This is a genomic window from Pseudoalteromonas sp. S1608 (genome assembly GCF_005887265.1).
Classification (GTDB): domain Bacteria; phylum Pseudomonadota; class Gammaproteobacteria; order Enterobacterales; family Alteromonadaceae; genus Pseudoalteromonas; species Pseudoalteromonas undina.
In genome coordinates this window covers 1-22,145 of the sequence record NZ_PNDK01000003.1, presented here as the reverse complement: position 1 = coordinate 22,145, position 22,145 = coordinate 1, and the positions used below count along the sequence as shown (strand labels likewise).

Annotated in this window: 18 protein-coding genes; 4 read left to right on the top strand and 14 right to left on the bottom strand. The window is 41.2% G+C overall.

Features of this window, described 5'->3' with window-relative positions; all coding sequences use genetic code 11:
* Positions 1–19 precede the first annotated feature (19 nt).
* The 8 genes from CWB75_RS02105 to ilvG all read right to left on the bottom strand — a co-directional run bounded on the left by CWB75_RS02105 (position 20) and on the right by ilvG (position 9,168).
* Complete coding sequence (locus CWB75_RS02105) at positions 20–664, bottom strand: Rossmann-fold NAD(P)-binding domain-containing protein (RefSeq protein WP_138569772.1); 645 nt, start codon at positions 662–664, stop codon at positions 20–22.
* Position 665: 1 nt separating this feature from the next.
* Positions 666–1,331 (bottom strand): carbonate dehydratase, encoded by a 666-nt coding sequence (can, locus tag CWB75_RS02100; RefSeq protein WP_008112739.1) that lies wholly within the window; start codon positions 1,329–1,331, stop codon positions 666–668.
* A gap of 10 nt (positions 1,332–1,341) precedes the next feature.
* The gene (locus CWB75_RS02095) at positions 1,342–2,529 is read right to left on the bottom strand and encodes a methyltransferase (RefSeq protein ID WP_138569771.1); all 1,188 of its coding nucleotides are present in this window, start codon (positions 2,527–2,529) and stop codon (positions 1,342–1,344) included.
* A 108-nt stretch (positions 2,530–2,637) separates the two neighbouring features.
* Entirely contained in the window at positions 2,638–3,672 is a 1,035-nt protein-coding gene (locus CWB75_RS02090) for an ABC transporter substrate-binding protein (protein ID WP_138569770.1), read from the bottom strand.
* A gap of 93 nt (positions 3,673–3,765) precedes the next feature.
* Positions 3,766–5,319, bottom strand: coding sequence for a threonine ammonia-lyase, biosynthetic (gene ilvA / locus CWB75_RS02085; protein ID WP_075169505.1), 1,554 nt, complete (start codon positions 5,317–5,319; stop codon positions 3,766–3,768).
* 2 nt (positions 5,320–5,321) lie between these two features.
* On the bottom strand, positions 5,322–7,178 hold the full coding sequence (ilvD, locus tag CWB75_RS02080; RefSeq protein ID WP_055012296.1) for a dihydroxy-acid dehydratase: 1,857 nt from the start codon (positions 7,176–7,178) through the stop codon (positions 5,322–5,324).
* A gap of 101 nt (positions 7,179–7,279) precedes the next feature.
* On the bottom strand, positions 7,280–7,522 hold the full coding sequence (gene ilvM / locus CWB75_RS02075) for an acetolactate synthase 2 small subunit (RefSeq protein ID WP_028834467.1): 243 nt from the start codon (positions 7,520–7,522) through the stop codon (positions 7,280–7,282).
* Positions 7,519–9,168 (bottom strand): acetolactate synthase 2 catalytic subunit, encoded by a 1,650-nt coding sequence (ilvG, locus tag CWB75_RS02070; RefSeq protein ID WP_138569769.1) that lies wholly within the window; start codon positions 9,166–9,168, stop codon positions 7,519–7,521. The genes ilvM and ilvG overlap by 4 nt, the downstream gene beginning before the upstream one ends.
* 527 nt (positions 9,169–9,695) lie before the next feature.
* Here ilvG and CWB75_RS02065 point away from each other — a divergent pair.
* From CWB75_RS02065 to CWB75_RS02050, 4 genes are all read left to right on the top strand, one after another.
* Positions 9,696–11,366: a phosphoethanolamine transferase gene (locus CWB75_RS02065; protein WP_138569768.1), complete on the top strand. Its 1,671-nt coding sequence runs from the start codon at positions 9,696–9,698 to the stop codon at positions 11,364–11,366.
* Positions 11,363–11,734, top strand: coding sequence for a diacylglycerol kinase (locus CWB75_RS02060; RefSeq protein ID WP_138569767.1), 372 nt, complete (start codon positions 11,363–11,365; stop codon positions 11,732–11,734). The genes CWB75_RS02065 and CWB75_RS02060 overlap by 4 nt, the downstream gene beginning before the upstream one ends.
* Positions 11,725–13,659: an LTA synthase family protein gene (locus tag CWB75_RS02055; protein WP_138569766.1), complete on the top strand. Its 1,935-nt coding sequence runs from the start codon at positions 11,725–11,727 to the stop codon at positions 13,657–13,659. The genes CWB75_RS02060 and CWB75_RS02055 overlap by 10 nt, the downstream gene beginning before the upstream one ends.
* Before the next feature lie 87 nt (positions 13,660–13,746).
* On the top strand, positions 13,747–14,625 hold the full coding sequence (locus CWB75_RS02050) for a TraB/GumN family protein (protein ID WP_138569765.1): 879 nt from the start codon (positions 13,747–13,749) through the stop codon (positions 14,623–14,625).
* 6 nt (positions 14,626–14,631) lie between these two features.
* Here the strand turns inward: CWB75_RS02050 and CWB75_RS02045 are convergent, their stop codons facing one another.
* The 6 genes from CWB75_RS02045 to CWB75_RS02020 form a co-directional block, all read right to left on the bottom strand.
* Positions 14,632–16,083 carry an ATP-binding cassette domain-containing protein gene (locus CWB75_RS02045; RefSeq protein ID WP_138569764.1) on the bottom strand — a complete coding sequence of 484 codons (1,452 nt, stop codon included), beginning with the start codon at positions 16,081–16,083 and terminating at the stop codon, positions 14,632–14,634.
* A gap of 67 nt (positions 16,084–16,150) precedes the next feature.
* The gene (locus CWB75_RS02040) at positions 16,151–17,875 is read right to left on the bottom strand and encodes a response regulator (RefSeq protein ID WP_138569763.1); all 1,725 of its coding nucleotides are present in this window, start codon (positions 17,873–17,875) and stop codon (positions 16,151–16,153) included.
* 116 nt (positions 17,876–17,991) lie between these two features.
* Positions 17,992–20,322 (bottom strand): fatty acid cis/trans isomerase, encoded by a 2,331-nt coding sequence (locus CWB75_RS02035; RefSeq protein WP_138569762.1) that lies wholly within the window; start codon positions 20,320–20,322, stop codon positions 17,992–17,994.
* Entirely contained in the window at positions 20,322–20,684 is a 363-nt protein-coding gene (locus tag CWB75_RS02030) for a hypothetical protein (protein ID WP_054202577.1), read from the bottom strand. Before CWB75_RS02030 ends, CWB75_RS02035 begins: the two co-directional genes overlap by 1 nt.
* Before the next feature lie 116 nt (positions 20,685–20,800).
* The gene (locus CWB75_RS02025; protein ID WP_138569761.1) at positions 20,801–21,601 is read right to left on the bottom strand and encodes a VOC family protein; all 801 of its coding nucleotides are present in this window, start codon (positions 21,599–21,601) and stop codon (positions 20,801–20,803) included.
* Positions 21,602–22,024: 423 nt separating this feature from the next.
* A partial coding sequence (locus tag CWB75_RS02020) for an EF-Tu C-terminal domain-related protein (RefSeq protein WP_502704777.1) occupies positions 22,025–22,145 on the bottom strand: 121 nt, incomplete at its 5' end.

Here is a 22,145-nt window from a genome sequence, read left to right as displayed (position 1 = left end):
GCTTTATGGCGCTACTCAGTTATTCAAATAGCTCGTCCAGCACATAATAACCCGTTGCTTGTTGCTGCTCTATGCTTACACTCAGCAATTTATTAGCTACTTGCTCACCAGTAATGGGTCTATACCGTTTAAAGATACCAAAACGCGTTAGCAGCGGAAGTACCACCTCACCGAACTTTTCTGCAATTCTAAGCTCTGAGCGCTCGCCGACTAATAAAGACGGTTGCAATATACTCAAGCGTGCAAAGCCAAGCTGCTTCACCTGCTGCTCAAGCTCTCCTTTTATTTTTAAATAACGGCTCATACTATTCGCATTTGCGCCACTTGACGATACCAAGCAATAATGCGGAACAGCGTTATTGGCCGCCATTTGCGCACAAATAAATTGGTATTCAAAATCAACTTTACGTTGTGCAGCCACACTACCCGCTTGCTTTAATGTGGTCCCTAAGCAAGAAAAGAATACGTCACCTTTGAACAATTCAACATGATGCGTCAAATTTTCAAAATCAATAACATGGCTAATTAATTTAGGATGAGAAAAATCTAATTGGCGGCGCGATAAACTCACTACCTTTGAATAGCAAGAAGATGCTAACAGCTGTTGTAATAACTGGCTGCCAACTAAGCCGGTACTGCCGATTATTAGCGCCGTTTTGGCCATATTAAAGGTGACTGTCCGCAGATTTATTTAGTACATGGTGTACTGCTTTTTTATAGCTTTCACACTCTTCTTCAGCACAACTAACTACCGATTCTAAGTCATGCAAATGACCATTTTCTAAGCCATATACCCAACCATGCACCGTGAGTTCTTGACCTCTTAGCCATGCATCTTGAACAATGCTAGTGCGAGATACGTTACGCACTTGCTCAATCACATTAAGCTCTATTAAACGATCCAGCCGTTGTTTTTCTGGCAGAGCATTAAGTTGCTCTAGGTGTTTTTCTTTTACATCACCAACGTGGCGCAGCCAGTTATCAATAAAGCCAAAGCGGTCCTCGTTTAGTACCGCTTGCACACCACCACAACCGTAGTGGCCAACAACCATAATATGTTTTACTTTTAATACTTCGACCGCGTACTGCATAACCGATAAACAATTATGATCGGTATGTACAACCACGTTGGCAACATTACGGTGCACAAATAACTCACCCGGTAATAAATCAACAATTTGATTAGCTGGCACCCGTGAATCAGAGCAACCTATCCATAAGTATTCTGGGTTTTGTTGCATCGATAAAATTTTGAAAAATTCAGGGTTCGCTTCGCTCGTTCTAGATGCCCAGCGTTTATTATTTTCTAGTAAGTTATTTAAATTTCTCATTACATCTCTTTTAGGTTGAGGGCGTTTTTAAACTGGCTAAAATTAAAATATTACGGGGTGTTAATTGCTTCTCACAAAATGTATTAACACTGACGTCATAGCCTTGCTGCTGCAAATATAAAGCACGATCGAGCACAAGCCAAACTTCTATTGCTCTTCTAAACACATGTCGAACCAGTTCAACTCGCTCTGTTACTTTTTTTCGCGCCTGCCCAATCAATAAAAACTTATTGTAATCAATACCTTTTGGCAGTTTTAAGGCTTTTTTGTCTGCCGCCCAGTTACAAAATGCTGCAAACGAATCTGAAAATATCGCTTTATTCACTGAAGGGACGCTGACATACCCTAACTCACCAGTAAGTGACTTTCTTAAGGCATCAAATCCGAGTCGCCACTCCACTTCTGTTTTTCGCACTTTGCCTACTCGCGAAGGAGCTGTAACAGTTTCTTGCAGGGCGAGCTTTAAATCTCTGTGAGTTAAGTTTAATCGACTTTGCTGAGCATGCTCGCTCATCGCTTGGTAATTATTATCAGTAAATAAATGATAGCAACAAGGTGAAAAGCTAATTTGTGGTACTTTTGCTGCACTGGCTTGATGCATAAAAGTTTGGTGTAACGCACCGCAGGCATGCAAAGCGACGGCATGAGTGTGTGAGCTAAAAAAATCCTGAATGTTATCCTTAAGTACATCGGCTTGGCTAAATTGTATTGCAAGTCCCTGCTGCTGTGCACTTTTTTTCCCTTGTTCACACAAATGAGATTGTAGCTCAACGCTGTGTACACTCTGCGCACCATTAAAAGCTAACATTCGCCCTAAATGGCCTTTACCTGCACACCACTCTAATACAGGCTGATTACTAGTGGGCAATGCGCCAACAAAATCTTGTAGCTGAGTAAACTTTCGACCTTTAATACCATTACTGATCCAAAACGGGTATTCCTTCCGAGTATTGGTAATGGCAGGTAATGACACTAATCGGCTAAGTTGCTCAACAGCAGGAATATAGGATGAAAAAAACTGATAGAGCTGTTCTTGATCAGAGTCTAATTCAGCAACCGCCTGATCGGATAAAGCGCTCAAAGGAGCATGTAATTCAGGCCAAGGTAAAACGTCAAAATCAAATGCAGTACACTGCCAATACAAGCGAGTATTCATTAGCAAAGAGTCGAGGGCAGAAAATTGCTCAGTTAAGGTCATAACAGCTTAGGATATAAAAAAGACGCTTAATTATACCAGCACAATAGCACCTAATTAAGCGGTTATTTTTTTAACCTCGCAGAGCAAGGGAATGGAGTAAGTAATCCACTAGCGCGATTTAAACATTAAACGTAAATAGAGGGGGATAGAAATAATGCTTATTATAATAGCCGCAATTAGCATCCAAGAAAGCTGCAGTGTTTCTTGCTTTTTATATTTATAAATAAAATCAGCTTTTACTTCATCAAACTTTGTTTGATCAATCTCATATAAGTCAGCAATTAAACGCCATTTAGCCATCGACATATTACCCACAGTAGTACTCGGTGGAGCAATATAGTCTTTAAGTATCTCAGCCTCATAGGCCAGTTGATGAAAACTGCGTTCAGGCGCATAAAACTGTTGGGTTATAGCAATGGCTTCATCCATATTCATTACCGCGTAGCGCCACCCTTTTAAACTTGCTTGATAAAACTTTTCTACCATATCGGGGTGATACTTAACCATACTATCACTGGTAAATAAAATATCCGCGTATACATCCATCCCATAACGTTGTGGACATATAAGTCTATGAGCAACCCCTTGCTGATCCATATGATAAGGTAGGTCGGTAACATACACTTCTATGGCATCTAATTTATTTTCCATCCATGCTTGTTGTAATTCATCGCCTTTGTAAACAGCCAGTTTTTCGGTATCAATACCACTACGCTTAAGCATAGTTAGTAACTCAGAATTACTCTCTTTGCTGACTTCACTTACACGCTTGTTAATAAAATCACGAGCATGAAAAATATCTGAAGTTTCTTTTACCATCCAACAGTAAGGAGAAAACTGTAATATGGCAGCCATGGCTACAAAGGGTTCACCGGCAATACGGCGTTCTAATATACCTGAATGTGCTACACCAAATTGCGCCTCTCCTCGCTCTACCGCACCAAAACTATTTGGCCGTCTTGGATCGGCAGGAACTATATTGACGTCTAAACCGACCTCATTATAAAAGCCTTTTTGTTTGGCCATATAATAGCCAGCGAATTGAAATTGGTGCGTCCACTTTAATTGTAACGTGACTGATTCCTGCGCCGTTAACTGGCTACAAAAAAAGCAGGTGCTAATTATTATTCCTTTAAGTAGCAAAGCAGGCTTCCATAAACATGATAATTAATTATAACTATATGTAAAACAGCTAATAAAGCAAGCATCGGGATAAGATGCTTGCTTAGGATAGAGTTAGGCTAGAGCGATTTTTTCAAGCTTTTCTGCTTGAGGTTGGGTAGTTAAAAACTGAGTAAAACAGGGGTTATCGGTTTCGTCTTGGACACTGTAACCTAGCCGATTTAAGTGCTCATTAAACATCTCATATTGGCTTGGTTCAATAGCAAAGCCTGCTAATACATTCCCCATTGACCCGCCATGATTGCGGTAGTGAAATAAAGTGATATTCCAGTTACTACCCAGCGTATCTAAAAAGCGCGCCAATGCGCCTGGGTACTCTGGAAACTCAAACCTTAGTAAGCGTTCATGTAACTGCTCTGGCGCTTTACCGCCAACCATATAGCGTACATGCAGCTTTGCTAATTCGTTATCTGACAAATCGCAAAAGGTATATTTGTTATCTGTTAGACTTTGTTTAAGCTCTTCAAGTTCTGCTAACCCTTGACGTAGCGCAATACCAACAAAAATTTGCGCCTCGCCAGGCCCCGCATAACGATAGTTAAACTCAGTAATGGCACGCCCACCTAAAGATGTACAAAACTGCTTAAAACTACCGCGCTTTTCATCAATGGTCACGGCTAATAAAGCTTCGTTTTTCTCACCCAGCGCAGTGCGCTCAGCCACATAACGTAAGCGATCAAAGTTTAAATTAGCACCAGACAAAATAGCGGCTAAATTTAACCCCTTTAAACCCGACTGCTGAGACCACTTTTTAAGCCCTGCAGTTGCAAGCGCTCCTGAAGGCTCAGCTATAGCACGGGTTGATACAAAAATATCTTGCATGGCTGCACATATTTCATCGTCTGATACGGTAACTACTTCATCACAAAACTTTTGTGCCAGTCTGAATGTTTCGCTACCAATTATTTTAACGGCAACACCATCGGCAAAACTGCCAACGCGATCGAGCTCTACCGGCTCGCCTGCTGCTAAAGCAGCTTTTAAGCAGGCGCTTTCATTCGCCTCAACCCCTATCACTTTGATATCGGGGCGCAGCGACTTAATATATACCGCCATACCTGCCAGCAAGCCGCCGCCGCCAACAGGAATAAATACCACATCTAAATCGTTGAGCTGTTGCATTAATTCACGGGCAACCGTACCTTGACCAACAATCACATCAGGGTCATCAAATGGCGGTACAAATACGCCGTTTCGCTGCTCAGTTAATTCCAGCGCATACGCTTTTGCGGCATCAAATTGATGGCCATGCAATACGACTTCACCACCCAATGCCCTTACCGCATTAACCTTTATTTCAGGTGTGGTCACGGGCATCACAATGGTGGCTTTGTGCCCTAAGTGTGAGGCACTTAGTGCCACACCCTGGGCATGGTTACCAGCGGATGCGGTGATCACAACCGAGCCTTTAGGCAGCTTATTTAATTTATTAAAAGCACCGCGTAATTTAAACGAGTACACGGGTTGCTGGTCTTCACGTTTTAACCAAACATGATTACCTAATCGTGCACTCAATTCGGCCATTTCACTTACCTCAGTCACCTTGGCTAAAGGCTCCATATTGGCTTGGATAATCGCGCGAAAATAATCGAGTTCTTGAGAAACCATACCTAGCTAAGCTCCTCCAGTTTGGCTAAATCGCGAACTGCACCTTTATCTGCGCTGGTTGCAAGTAGCGCATACGCTTTAAGCGCAGATGATACATAACGATCACGATTAAGCGGTTTATACGCTTGTTTACCACGAGCCAGTTGTTTTTGCTTGCGAGCTTCAAGCTCTTCACCGCTTAACGCCAGCGTTATTTCTCGAGTGGCAATATCGATGATAATTTTATCGCCGTTTTCAACATAAGCAATTGCGCCACCGCTGGCAGCTTCCGGCGATACGTGGCCAATCGATAGACCCGACGTGCCACCTGAAAAACGCCCATCAGTAATTAATGCACATTGCTCTGCCAAACCTTTTGATTTTAAATAGCTAGTTGGGTATAGCATTTCTTGCATACCAGGGCCGCCTTTAGGCCCTTCATAGCGAATAACCACCACGTCGCCGGCTTTTACTTCGCCATTTAAAATCCCTTCTACAGAGTCATCTTGTGATTCGTATACCACAGCAGTACCTTCAAAATGCAGCATTTCATCAACAACACCCGCACTTTTAACGATACAGCCATCTATTGCTAAATTACCTGAAAGCACGGCAAGGCCACCATCTTGACGAAATGCATGTTCTACACTGCGAATACAACCGTTTTCACGGTCGTTATCACCCTCATCCCAACGACAATCTTGGCTCATTGCTTTGGTGGTACGAATACCTGCAGGGCCAGCACGATAAAACTTTTGCGCAGCTTCGTTATTCGGATCGGTTGCATCCCACTTTTTAACCAGTTCACCCATTGTCATACCAGCAACATGGTTAACCGATAAATCAACTAACCCTGCCTTTCCAAGCTCGCGAACTATTGCCATCATGCCACCAGCACGGTGTACGTCTTCAATGTGGTATTGCGCTGTAGCTGGAGCAACTTTACATAAAAACGGGGTTTTACGTGAAAGTTCATCAATGTGTGACATATCAAAATCAACGCCGGCTTCTTGTGCCGCTGCGAGTAAATGCAATACCGTATTTGATGAACCGCCCATAGCAATATCAACCACCATAGAGTTCATAAATGCGGTTTTATTAGCAATGGCACGAGGCAGTACGTCTTGGTTATCTTTTTGGTAGTACTCACGGCATAAATCAACGATACGTGCCCCCGCTTCAACATACAGTTGTTTGCGGTCTTTATGGGTCGCAAGCGTGGTCCCATTACCAGGCAGCGCAAGGCCAATTGCTTCTAATAAACAGTTCATAGAATTGGCGGTAAACATCCCTGAACACGACCCACAGGTAGGGCATGCAGATCGCTCAACTTGCTCAGAGTCGGCATCACTTACCGATTCATCAGCGCCTTTAACCATAGCATCAACCAAATCGAGCTTAATATCGATATTCGCTAATTTGGTTTTACCTGCTTCCATTGGGCCGCCCGATACAAAAATAACGGGTATATTTAAACGCAGCGCCGCTAACATCATTCCAGGGGTGATTTTGTCGCAGTTAGAAATACAAATCATCGCATCGGCACAATGGCCGTTCACCATATACTCTACTGAGTCAGCAATTAAATCGCGCGATGGCAGTGAATAAAGCATACCGCCGTGACCCATGGCAATACCGTCATCGATAGCAATGGTATTAAATTCTTTTGGTACACCACCGGCCTGAGTAATGGTTTCAGCCATCAGTTCACTAAGCTGATTAAGATGCACATGCCCCGGTACAAATTGCGTAAATGAGTTCACAACAGCAATAATTGGCTTACCAAAGTCGGTATCAGTCATGCCTGTTGCACGCCATAATGCTCTTGCGCCTGCGCGTTTACGCCCTTCAGTGGTAGTTGCACTTCTTAATTTAGCCATAGTTACCTCAGTGTTTGCCGCAATTAATGCGGGCATTCCTCATTCTAAAAATTGATGAATAACCAAATAATCAGTTACTCGTAAAATTCGTTAAATTTATTTTATACAGCCTGTTGCTGTAAGCTTTGTAGCGTTACATGTTTCACATCAACCAATTTATTTAACTGGCTGGTAAGCAAGTAAATTGGCTTATCGCTATCAACCGTCATCGCCATATTATATTGACCATCGTCCATATTGAGCTGTAAGTGAGTTAAATCAAAACCACGATGACGCACCACACGTAAAAAGCGCTCGATTGCGACACTTTGGCTTTTTAAGGCAATAGTTAAACTGTGTTTCATTGTGCTTTCTCCGTCATCATTTCATCGTTAGCAGCCCCAGGTGGAACAAGTGGCCATACGTTTTCTTTATCATCGATACAAGCATGAACAATATAAGGTCCATCGCTATTTAATAAAGCAGTGATTGCATCATCCACTTGGTTGGCATGGGTAATTGTTTGCCCAGGAATGCCAAACACAGCAGCAAGTTGTACAAAGTCAGGGTTGTCTGACAAGTTAGTTTCGCTGTAACGCCCTTCAAAAAATAGTTCTTGCCATTGGCGCACCATGCCCAAGCGCTGGTTATCAAGTATCAGTATTTTTACTGGTAAATTATTACGACGTATAGTGGCAAGCTCTTGAATATTCATCATGATTGAACCATCACCTGAAACGGTGATCACAAAGTCATCTTTACGCGCGATTTGTGCACCTATGGCGGCAGGTAAACCAAACCCCATAGTGCCTGCACCACCACTGCTTAAGTGGTTACAAGGGTGGCTAAACTTCATGTGCTGGGCGACCCACATTTGATGCTGGCCTACATCACAACACACCACACTAGTGCTTGGCATACGCTGGCTAAGTTGATTAAGTAAGTAAGGAGCAAATACTTTTTCACCAGGGTAGTCGTAGCGCCACGCGTGTTTGACCTTCATTTTTTTACTATGATCGCACCACGCTTTTGGTGTAACCACGCACTCAAGTGCAGGGAGAGAAGTTTTTAAATCAGCAATTAATGACGCTTTTGCGGGTTTACGTTTTCCGACCTCGGCTGCATCTATATCTAAATGAATTACGTTTGCTTTTGCAGCAAACTTAGCTAAATTGCCCGTTACACGGTCATCAAAGCGTGCGCCAATACACACTAAGACATCACATTCTTGCACCGCTAAATTAGCCGCTTGACCGCCATGCATACCTAGCATGCCTAAATCATATTCGTAATCAGGTAATACACTGCCCAATGCTTTAAGGGTTGAAACCGCTGGCATTTGCGTTTTATTTAAAAATTGCATTAACTGCGCTTGCGCATCAGCGGCATGGACCCCGCCACCAACATAGGCAACAGGCTGTTTGGCTTCACTGAGTAATTGGTTAGCAATAGCGACTTGATTTAGATCTAGTTGAGGCAAATATTCATCTACCGCTAACCAAGGTTTAAAAGGTACTTGCGCCATTTGAATGTCTTTGGGGATATCAACCAAAACAGGGCCTGGTCGACCGCTTTGTGCTAAATGCATCGCCTCTTGTAATATTTCGGCTAAATCTTCTGCTCGCTCAACCATATAACTGTGTTTTGTACATGAAAGCGACATACCCAACACGTCTATTTCTTGAAAGGCGTCAGAACCAATAGCTGCGGTTGGTACTTGCCCGGTGATGGCAAGTAAAGGCACTGAGTCCATCATGGCATCAGCCAATGCGGTAATTAAGTTAGTAGCACCCGGGCCTGATGTTGCTAAACATACACCTAAGCGGCCAGTACTGCGTGCATAACCTACAGCTGCAAACCCTGCGCCTTGTTCATGGCGAGTGAGGTAATGTTTTACAGGCGCACCATACAAGGCATCGTAGATGGGCATAATAGCACCACCTGGGTAGCCAAATACTTCATCTACGCCGTGCTTGGCGAGTAAATCAATTGTTAGTTCTGCGCCTGTCATTAGTAAATCCTCATTCCTGTGTGACAACCCGTTAAAATTTAATCTTAAAACTAAAAAGCCCCCCGGACGGTTAAGTGCGGAGGGCTTTTCAATGCTTAGTTTTTTAAAGCACTACGAAGCCCTCGCGGGAATAATCACCACGATAATAATCAGGACTAGGTTAAGTGCATTGTTAAGCATAAAATTTAATACCATTTAATTTCTGTAATTACGAAACTCTTGTTTCGCTGTCTTTTTATATTAGTACCGCGCTCAGGGAGCTAAGTCAACATCAAATTCAATCCAAAATAATTATAAAAACACGCCGGCCTAGGTTTTAAAATTCAAACAACCTAAACAAAGTGAATTTTTTATCCCTTCATTTCAATTCAGGAAATTCACTATTCTTATAACGGTGAATTATGGTTTGATTAATTTTTAGCAAACCGCTGTATTTTATAGCTCACAAAATAAAATAAATTGACTTCTTAAGTGTTTCTTAAGTGTGACGTCCTAGCATAACAACGTTCACTAAAAAGAGATGTGTTATGAATTCAATTTTCAAACTCAGTAAGCAATCGCAAGCAAACACCAAAAAGCGCTTTTACTTTAACTGCAGCGCTAATGCATTTGTTATTTTAATGGCATGCTATTACGGCTTAATCATTAATATTCCATTTATGCATGGTGCGTTTAGCGCTATTACTTCGCTGCACACATTTTCGTGGTTATTTCTATTTTCTGTACCGCTACTACTTGTGTGTTTATTAGTTATATTTTTTTCTTTGGTGTCTGTTCGAGGGCTATTAAAACCCATCAACTACTTACTACTCGTGCTCTCAAGTGCCGCACTTTACGGCTCATTAAACTATGGAGTGGTATTTGATTACTCAATGATACAAAACGCAGCAGAGACGGACTCTAGTGAAGCGTTAAGCTATTTAAACTTGCAACTTGTTGGCTTTTTACTGCTTTTTGGCGCATTACCTGCCTTTGTTTTGAGTCGTATAAACGTAAACTGTGCCCGCCCACACAAAGAAATACTCAGTCGTATTAAACTGTTACTAGCATGCGGTGCTTTGATTGCTTTAGTGGTAGTAAACTTTTACGCCGATTATGCGGCAACAGGTCGAAATAACCGTATATTGAAAAAAGAAATCATTCCATTTCAATACCTCTCAAGTGGCTATAAATATGCACGTGATCAGCTGCTTTACAGCGATATTAAATTTAAAAACATCGATACAGCACCTGCTTTAGCCGTATCAAATGCCACAAAAGTAACTGTAATTGTAGTAGGTGAAACCGCACGCGCAGATAACTTTGCTTATCAAGGCTATGCGCGTAATACCAACCTATTCACTCAAGCACATCAGGTTAGTTATTTTGATAATGTATCGTCTTGCGGTACCGCCACGGCGGTGTCAGTACCCTGTATGTTTTCATTGCAAACCCGAAGCAATTTTTCTCGTTTAGAAAGTGACAATCAACAAAACGTAATTGATTTAATGCAACAAGCGGGCACAGATGTTTTGTGGATTGATAACAATAGCGGCTGTAAAAACGTCTGTGAGCGAGTGCCCACTATTAATATTGATACCAAAAAATCTCCTTTGTGCGATGGTAAGTATTGTTTTGATGAAGCGCTTCTTGCCCCGCTAAAACGCAAGCTTGCTAACTTAAGCCAAGCCAATACAGTGATAGTGCTGCATATGATGGGATCCCATGGGCCCACTTACTTTAAACGCTACCCTGAGAAGTTTAAAAAATTTACTCCAACCTGTGAGCAAAGCGATATTCAAAACTGTAGTCAAGCTCAACTGATTAATACCTACGACAACACCATTGCTTATAGCGACTTTGTTAATGCACAAGTTATAGCGCAATTAAAAGCACTGCCCACCGATATAGACAAGCAATTTTTGTATGTCTCAGATCATGGTGAATCACTCGGTGAAAGTGGCGCATATTTACATGGTTTTCCATACGCATTAGCACCCAGCACACAAACTCATGTGCCGCTTTATTTATGGGCCGATGAACATAACCAAGGTATTACTCCTACTTGTTTAAACAGCTTAAATCACTCGCAGCTGCTGTCGCATGATGCTGTTTTTCATACTTTATTAACCATGGTGGGGATCAATACAAAAACCTACCAACACTCACAAGACATACTTGCTGCATGCAGCACTAAGAATAGCGAAAACACCCTATGAATAATAAAACCGTAATAAAACGCCAAGGCTTAATGCGTGTTATTTTTACCCTAAAACACACGTTTAATGGTTTAAAATGGATGAGCCGCTTTGAAGCCGCCTTTCAGCAAGAGTTGCTTCTATTTAGCTTATTAGCCGTATTTGCGTTAATACAAGATATTACATTGAGTAATAAATTAATTTTACTTGCCAGCCTATTATTTGTGTTATTTGCCGAGCTAGTTAATACCGCCATTGAAGTGGTAGTTGATCGTATTGGCAGTGAATACCATGAGCTCTCTGGGCTGGCCAAAGATATCGCCTCTGCCAGTGTATTTATCGCCATGCTCATTACTGTTTTGCTTTGGTGGTCTGTTTTATGGGCTTAATTAGTCAAAGTAAAAAAGTACTGGGGCCACTGTGGCTTTTAGCGGTATTTTTTTTCGCATCCCTATGCTGGCTAACTTTTGCGCGATTAGGTTTAAGTTTGTGGCAAAGTGATCGTGTATTTACCGAAGGCGCCTGGCACTTTGTTTTTATAGGCGGTTTGCGTGTTGATATAGCAACATTATGCTACATAATAACCCCCGCTTTATTACTAATACTTGCAGCACATGCCCTCAAATTAACCGCTTATATTCGAGGAGTCGTAAAATGGTATTTAGTGATAATGGCTGCAATGTTAGTTTTTTTTGAGGTTATTACACCCACGTTTATTAACGAATACGACTTACGCCCTAACCGTCTATTTATTGAATACCTTATTTATCCTAAAGAAGTCTCTAAAATGATTTTTTCAGGGTACAAACTCGAAGTCCTCTTTGCTGTTTTAGCGCTCGTGTTCACTATTAAATTTGCTAACAAAATTCTTACTCAGCAATGGCACAACCGCTCCTCATTAGGGGCAATAAAACTATCACTATTAGCTGTTATTATATGTAGCCTAACACTGTTAGGCGCTCGAAACTCATTAGGGCATCGTCCATTAAACCCCGCTATGGTGGCATTTTCGACCGACCACTTGCTGAATGACCTTACGCTTAATTCACTCTATAGCGTAGTATTTGCGTTAAAACAACTCACCAATGAGCAATCAAGTCAGGCATATTATGGTAAGGTTCCTCAAGATGAGTTACTCGCCACAGTGCGCAGTACCATGCAAAATCCTCAAGCAATATTTAATAATCCAAATGCCCCTACCCGCACTTTTCATCAGGCAAGCTACCGAGGTAAAAAGAAAAACCTGGTTATTATTCTGCAAGAAAGCTTGGGGGCTCGCTATGTAGGCACCTTAGGAGGCTTACCTTTAACACCGAATATAGATGCGCTCTATCGGCAAGGTTGGGGCTTTGACAACTTATACGCTACTGGCACTCGCTCTGTACGAGGTATTGAGGCGGTGATAACCGGTTTTACACCCACTCCCTCTCGTGCGGTTGTAAAACTAGATAAATCACAACGTGACTTTTTCACCTTAGCCAGTTTCTTAACAAAGCAAGATTACCAAACTCAATTTATTTACGGTGGTGAAAGCCATTTTGACAATATGCGCAGCTTTTTTTTAGGTAATGGCTTTAGTGATATTGTGGATAGTGAAAACTTCGATAACATCGATTTTAATGGCTCATGGGGCGCATCCGACGAAGATTTATTTACTCAAGCAGATAAAGAACTGAACAAATTGCAACAACAGCAAAAGCCATTTTTTAGTTTGATTTTTAGCAGCTCTAACCACAGCCCTTATGAATTTCCAGATGACAAAATAACCCTGTTTGAACAACCAAAACAAAGCCGTAATAACGCCGCTAAGTATGCCGACTATGCGCTGGGTAAATTTATCGAAAAAGCGAAAAGGTCGAGCTATTGGGACAATACGATTTTTATTGTTATTGCTGATCATGACTCGCGGGTGATGGGCTCGAGCCTAGTGCCGATTGATCACTTTAAAATTCCTGCAGTTATTTTTGGTAAAGACATTAAGCCCAAACGCGATCATCAATTAGCCAGTCAACTAGATATTCCCGCCACCTTACTGTCGCTTATTGGCGCCAGCGGTGAGCACCCGATGATTGGTCATGACCTCACTCAACCAGTGGCTAAAAGCAAGCAACGTGCAATGATGCAATATGATAAAAACTTTGCATATATGCTCAATGATAAAGTCGTGATTTTGCAGCCAAACAAACCAGCAACCAGCTATATTTATAAAAATAAACAATTACACGCTAGCAGTGATGATAGCCAGCTTATTAAACAAGCACGCGCTTTGGCTAACTATGGCAACATGGCCTACAGCAATAATTGGTACCAATAGCGTTTTTTAATCTGGCATTTTTACGTTACCTATAAAGTAAACTAAGTTAGTATTTATAAAACAACTTAAACTTGGTTAGGATTTTTTATGAAAGTGTCATTGCGTATCAGTCATTTATTGATGGCGTTCGTTGTTTTAGCATTTAGTGTCAATGGCTATGCAGCTCCTGCTCTGTTCAAAATAGAAAAACAAGGCGCTAGCTCGTATTTATTTGGCACCGTGCATGTAGGTGATGCCAGCATGAAAGGCCTACCACAAAAGGTAACTCGTGCATTGGATGACAGTAATCAAGTGGTTGTTGAAGTGGATATTAGTAAACTCTCTCCACTACAAATGCAACAACGTTCTATGCCGTTTATGCTGCTAGCAAATGGCCGCACTTTACAGAGCGAGCTATCGGCAGAAAATTTTCAACAACTCAAAGACTACTTTGCTAAAAAGTCGATTGATATTGCCATGTTCAACAGCTTTAAACCTTGGGCTGTGATGTTAACCATGATGCAAATTGAGTTTCAAAACGCAGGTTATTCAGATAAAAATGGTATTGATAAGCAGGTATTAGATTATGCCCAACAGAATAATATTAAAATTGCTGAGCTTGAAACCATAGAGCAGCAACTACAAATGTTTAATGGGTTAGAGTCATTAAGCAACGCTATGATGGCAGAAACTTTTGAGCAACTAAGCGATATTAATACCTACTTTATTTCCCTAGTGGATGCATGGAAAAAGGGCGATATGAAAACCCTAACCGGCTATTACCACACCAGTTTTGATAACAGCCAATACGGCCAACAAAGCGAACAAGTGATGTTAATTGAGCGTAATAATAATTGGGTCACTCAGCTCACCCCAAAACTTGAACAAGGCAATATTTTTATAGCTGTAGGCGCTCTGCATTTAGTTGAGCAACATGGCTTAATTAAACAACTGCGTGACCAAGGATTCGCGGTGACTCAGTTATAAACAAGCTTATATAATCGACTCACTATGAGCCGTATGCTGTTCATAGTAAGTTGGTTTAAAATCTTCCATTTTTAAGGTGTATTCAATCCCTTTAATGGTATCTGCTGCATGATGGTTTACATAAATAACGGTACTCGTTTTTGCCGCACACACCTTTTCTATCAGCAGTAAAACGCGTTGACGATTTGCCTCATCAAGCCCTAAACATGGCTCATCTAAAATAACTAAGGCAGGGTGTTTGACCATTGCGCGTACAATAAGTAATAGGCGCTGATCGCCATACGATAGTTGAGTAAAAGCGCAATTAGCTTTATCGCTAAGGCCAATTAGTGCCAACCACTGTTTCGCTAACCGCATTTGTAACTCACTGGCTTGTTGATATAAACCAATACTATCGAAAAACCCAGAGATAACAGTATTGAGCGCCGAAATACTCACTCTATACTGTAAATGCAAGGTATTAGAGATATAACCAATATGCTGTTTTATATCCCAAATACTCTCTCCTGTGCCACGCTTGAAACCAAACACCTCAATCTCATTGTTATAACACTGAGGGTTATCACCGGTGATTAAATTTAATAAACAGGTTTTTCCTGAGCCATTCTTGCCGGTAAGTTGCCAATGTTGGTGTTGCTTAATCGTCCAGTTTAAGTTTTCAAAAATAGTCTGTTCACCATAACGTACATGCGTATCAGTAAGCTTAACGAGTGGCGCGTTTACATTTGAAATAAAAGTAGGCTCGGGTGAACCTGGAATAGTTATAGATGTATGTTCTAAATGCAGTAACTTAAACAAATCGGCTCGTTTTGCTGCGCACGGTTTTGCTAAGCTATGTTGTAAAAGACCCTTACTCACATAAGCAAAGTGATCAACAAACGCTGGAATTTCATCAACACGGTTTAGCACAAACACAAAGCAAGTGTGCGTACTCAGTTGCTTTAATAGGCGGTTTAACTGCCCAGCCGATTCAGTGTCTAAGCCATCAAATGGTTCATCAAGCACGACTAACTCACTATTAGCAGACAGTGCTTTAATCAATAATAATTTACGTGTTTCACCGGTCGATAAATCAGTAAAGTTACGATTAAGTAAGGCATCAAAATTAAGAGCTGTAATTAGCTTTTGGCATAAATCGTTATTTATTTCAGGCGCAGAAAAGAGTATATCGGTTACTTTTTGTGTTTTATCACTTTTGCGATTAGCGCTTAATAACTGCTTTTGTAAATCACTTGAAACCAACTGTAGATTATTAAAAGTACTATGGCGTTGCCCACTTTGTTGCTTGGCTTCACCAATAAGCGTAGCCCCAAGCGCAGATTTACCGGCGCCATTGCCGCCAAGCAATACCCAGTGTTCCCCCTGTTTTACTTGCCAAGTTAAATCCTTAATATAATAGCGATTACTGCCACCGGTGGATAAATAACCATTAAATTGCTGAAGTAAAATTGAGCTCACACTAGCTACCAAAATAAGTATTAAAAATTCAAATTAACGTACAAAATAACAATTAGGCAAGTGAGATTTAATCAACCTCTGTTAGAAGAGCATCGTTTAGTGCCGCTATTATACTTTGCTGATCTATGGGTTTATGAATATAACTTATTGCTCCACAAGCTTTAGCGCGAGCTATATCACTATCAGAAGTGTTTGCGGTAACCACAATAATGGGTCGTGTTTTGTCTTTTTCATGTAGCAGCTTTGTGGCTTCAAAGCCATCCAAAACCGGCATATTTAAATCCATAAATATAACATCATAAGTATTTTCACCCGCCATTTCACAGGCGACTTTGCCATTTTCAGCCGATTCAACCTGTATGTTCAAAGAACTTAATAACTTTGTTAGAACTAACATGTTGAGCGGGTTATCTTCAACCACTAAACACTTAAGATCATCAGGCAAGCGCGTTGGCTTAGTTTCGCTTGTGTCCATCTCTAATGGTAGGCTTAAAAATACAATGGCGCCTTGTGAATGATTATTCTCAAAACGAATGTCGCCATTAAGCGCATTAACAATATATTGCACGCGGGTAAGCCCTGTTCTGAGGCCTTGAAAATGGTTACTTTGTTGATTGTTATCTAATTCGAGCTGACCAACCGGGTGGCTAAAGCCACAGCCACTGTCTTTTATGCTTAACTCTAACTGATGGTTATTGAGCGTAGCAATGACGGTGATCTCTCCTTGCTCAGTAAACTTTAATGCGTTATTAAGTAGTTCAGAAACAATTTGCTGTAGGCGTGCGTGATCTACAATCACCGCGCAATCTAAGCTCGGCGCTAACTCGGTAATTAACTTTAACCCTTTCTCAGTACAGCCATATTGATACACAGCCAGTATTTTGTTTAAAGTTGTTAGTAGGTTGTCTGAGGTCGGCTTTAATGACCAACGGTTTAAACTAAGCGCCTGTAAATCTTGAAGTTCATCTAACATCGCTAGCAGCCTAACAGAACAATACTGAGCTTGACGCTGAATTTGTTGTTGCGAGCTGGGAATACTTAATTCATTTATAGAACTAATTAATCCCTGTAACGGAGTTCTAAACTCATGACTGGCGCGTGCAATAAAATGTTCTTTATTCTGACTGACTTGCTCGGCAAATTCTTTTTGTTGTTGATACTCAAGCAGGGTCTGCAAAACTTGCCTCTCCATTGGCATAAACACAAATCTTAACTCTATAAGCAATAACGCTAGAGTCAAAAACCAACACAACAGCTCAATATTGGCAACCCAATTAACTTTTGTCACCGCTTGCTGCTCAAATAAGCTCACCGCGGTGTCTAATTTTTTTAATAATGCTTCAATCTCGCCCACAGAAAACATCACGGGATTCGCTTGTTCTTGTTGGGTCAGTAATTTTTTTGCTTGTTTTATAAAACTAGATACCTCGGCATCTAGGTTACCTGGGGCGGCATAATATAAATCAACTAAAGCAGCATTTAAATAAATCGCCTCACCTTGCTCATTTTTAGTGAGTAAAAAAGTATGCCCTTGCTCGAATAGCCCAAGTGAGTGGGCTAACGATTTCAGGTGCTGTTCTTTGTTAGCTGTTTGATTAATTAGCGCATTACTATGCCACGCTATTTTTTGTGACAGCATACGTTGCTTACCCGCTATATTGATAATTTTCGCATCGTATTTTTGCACAGAAAAGACGTATTGCATGAGTAGTGCGGATACGCTGATCAGCAAGGCAATAGCAATTAATGCCCACCGATAACGCTTGCGAATACTCTTTACAATATTAAACATAAACCAAGCTGCTTTTTATTTTCACTTTAGTCTAACTGTAGCAAGTTAATCAGTTAATTCACTAATTATTAGATATAAAAAAGCCCAACTAAAAAGCTGGGCTACTTACAATATCATTAACGATTTTCTAAGCGGTTATAATCAAACATACCAAATTCAACCCCTCGATACTGGCGGGCAACGTGATGTAATATATCGCTGTATTGCCAAAACTGAGGGTGCGTTCGACGAATCGCAAACTTAGACTTTAAAGCCCGATAATCCGCCTCTACTTGCATAAGCGGTAGCTGCTCTGCAAATGCAGCAACTTGTTGCGGGTTATTTAAATACCAAATTGCTGATGGGTAATCACCAATAAAACCTGGCACAATTGTCACGGTATCTTCTTCATAAGCACGCTGGCCGTCTTCGTTTAATAAGCTCGAAATATTATAATGCGCGTTATGATGAATAATCGTATAAGCCTTGTGCTCATCTTGCTCTTTTACTAACACATACGATAGCTGCGGGAGTAAGTTAATTGCTTTAGCGGGCATGGTGTTAATTGCACTTAATGGTGCGGGTACTTTCTTATAGTCATAACGAGGACTTAATACCGGCTCAAGCGTTTGTTTAATTAATCCATATAACTCTGATTGTGGCTTATCAGTTTGGTAATTAATACCGCTTGGCTGACTAAACTCACGGTTATTTTCGAAAAAGGTCGATAGACTTGGCGGTGATTTACGATACCAGCTTTGCTTAATAGCTTCGCGTTGTGACTCTGGTAATAACGCAAGAAAGTTTTGCTCACCTTCCAAGCGTAAAAAATCCATGTATAAACGTGTTATCAATTGATGGCCAATATTGCCATACACATCAAAGCCTGCCACTAGTAAGTAGTGAATACGCTCAAACAATGCATAATCAAGTACCCACATCGTTTTAGGTTGCTGGCCAACAAGCCCTTTTACAACAGTTGCACTATCGAAATGGCGAAAAATTGTCAGCGCCGCATTTTGGTTATGCCCTTCCCCTTTCCACAGTAAATCAGTAGTTAAGTGCTCGCCATTTTTGAACATTTTATTAGCTAGCTCAACCTTGGCTTTTAAATAGCGTTTTTCGCGAACTGAATATTTTACCCAGTTAGAAATAGGTAACGCATTACTCTCCTCGGCTGCTGGTAACTCTAATGCGTCTTCATGTTGCATTAGCATTTTACCAACCTCTGGAGTCGCCACTTTATCAGGATCGGCAAATGCAACCCAAAAATGATCATTAATCACGTTCAGTGCAATTTGACCACGACAGACAGGCCCTTTAATGAAGCCCATAATAATTAATTCAGCTTCATCGAGCATAAATTGATATTTAGCATCAATAGGCAGTGCTTCAAAAGTTTTAAATGGATTTGATGCAAGTGCTGGCTCATAGCTTGGTAAGCTAGATACAGTGTATTTTGGTGCGATGAACTGCTGATATAAGCGCGTTAACTTCTCATCCGTTAACTTAAGTGGCAAATGCGTTTTTGACAAAATAGTAGAACGATCGTGAAGCAGTCGATAATAAACACGCTCAACATTTGGGTTATCATAAGGGCGACGGGCGCTAATTAACTTAATATCTTCCCCAGGAGGAGTGCTTGAACGCACCAACTTAAAAAAGTTTGGTGATTGCGCATCACTAAAATAGATGTGCGCTAAAAACCAATGTTCATAAATATAACGCGCTGATAACTGATACTTCAAACCATCTTGATTTAAAAATGCTTCCCAGTTTTTTACCTTTGCAAGCTCAGCAGCTGATGGCGGCTTGATATGCGCCATTTTCCCACCTTTTTTAATCCAATTTTGTAGATGCTGAAATTCAGCAGCCGACACCCCTGGTAAGCCATAAGGCATACCCGCATGCGGTTGCTCATCCGCTAATTGGTCAAATTCACCCATGGTCGCACAACTTTGGTTGCGACTAAGCGAAAAATCAAAGCGTTCATCTAATACTTCATCTTCTGGCAAAGGTGAACTTTGCTTTAATACCAGCGTGTTAAATAACACACTACCGGCTAAATTGGCTTCTTCATTTTGTGCTCGCTCGTTTAATACCGGGCTAAACTCTTTTTCACGCCATTGCTCAGTGGTGGTTGCATCAAATAATAATCGGCTCGGCGTTGAGGCTAACAACCGAGTACCGTCGTACACCAGCTCTTTACTTAGCCCTCTATCTATTCCCTCAGGAGACGACAACTTCAACTGGCAAGGCGCATCATAACAACCATGGCAAACCACGCAGCGAGTATCTATTACAGGCTTTACATGTTGAAGAAATTCGGCGCCATCACCACTATTAGCGTTAACAATACGCGCTTGTGTTTTTTCGGGACCAAACAGTTCGTTATAATGAGCATTTCCTAGGTAGGCACAGCCACTTAAAATAATCAGTACAAATGTACTTATAATGATCTTTTTCATTACTCTGCCTCATCGCCCAAATCGAACGTGGGCATCATATCAACTTGAGGTGATACGAATGTCAGCTCATCAACTGTAGTCACTACAGCGCTTAATAGAGGGCCTTGGGTGAGCGTTAGTTGAGCGTCATGTTCGCTTTGCACTACACTTGAAAAGCTTGAATTGATGACATTCAATTCATAGTCCGTAATGCTTATGCCAATACTACTGTCAGCACTGGGATTTTGACATAGCTGAGTCAGTAGCTCATCACTTAAAATAACTGAAATTTCCACGTCAGGCTGCGCTAAGTCACGGGTACTTAGTGTCTCATCTAGAATAAATAAAGGGAGGGTTAAATTGCTATCTTGTTCAAGTTCCATTGGACTCTCTTGCTGACTGGCGGTGTAATTACCGCCATTATAGCAAAAAAGCACATAATTACTGCGACTAAATAACCACACTAAAGCTTAAAATTAATCCTAAGCATTGCTAATTACTAAGCTTTAATATCATCCATTGCCGATTCAATCATAGAAAAAACAGCCCCTTGAGGATCGCAAATAACACTAAAACGCCCTACATCAGGGATATCTGTAGCAGGTACGCACACTTGCCCTCCAAGGATCGCCGCTTTTTTTACATAGCTATCGCAGTTATCCACGGCAAAGTAAATCATCCAATGGGGAGGCACGTCTTCTGGCCACTCATTATTCATTTGTAGCATGCCCGCTATAGGCTTACCTGCAACTAAGAACAAGGTGTAATCCATACCTTCCATAGGCTTTATTTCACTTTGCCAACCTAGTAATTCGCAATAAAAGTGACGGCTCGCTTCGCTATCACGCGTTGCCATTTCGTGCCAATAAGGCGTGCCGAGCTCACAAGGACGCTGACATCCTATATGCTCTTTACCTTGCCATAACGCCACGGTGGCCCCGGTTGGGTCTTTAAGCATTAACATGCGCCCTGCATTCATAACATTGTGAGGGCCTGCTATAATTTGCGCGCCTAGCTTTTGCGCCTTAATGGCACATGTATCAACATCATCTACTGCAATATAGGTAAGCCAGTAGCTAGGTGTGGAATCGTCCACTTGCCCTTTAGGCATTTGGTACATGGCAGCAATATCGTCACCTTGCTTTTGAAGCATTGTGTAATATTCATCTTCGCCAATTGGCTGGTCGTCATTCCCCCATTCAAACAACGAGGTATAAAAAGCTTTTCCATCTTTCCAATTATGAGTACACAGTTCAGCCCAGCAAAATATACCTTGCGGATAATTATTTTTATTATTCATCGCCCATTTCCTGTTGTAAATTTAAGCTATTTTTAGCTTAGGCTAATAGTCTATAAGAGTCGATAGCTATTCAATGAATAGACATGTCTTTACTGAGTTTTAGCGTATAGTCATATTCCCTTCTATGAAAAGACAGCGCTCAAATATTAAACTATAGATATTCAGAGGTTCTTAAACCGCTGGCTTCTACTCGGGGTTGATACTAACTCAGGCTACTTAGCTTACATTAGCACCGAGCAGCTAAAAGCTGATAGCTAATCACTTTCTTCAAGCATTACAACAGTTGATTACTCAACGATAGTTGCAACAAAGCACCGATGCCTAAGGTAAGAGAGCCACCTTCACATTACATAAATTACAGGCATTAAAAAACCCGAGGCTAAGCTCGGGTTTTTTTAATGCTTAACGCATTACAACAGTTGATTACTCAACGATAGTTGCAACAACACCAGCACCAACAGTACGGCCACCTTCACGGATAGCGAAACGAAGACCTTCATCCATCGCGATTGGCGCGATTAGAGTTACTGTCATCTTAACGTTA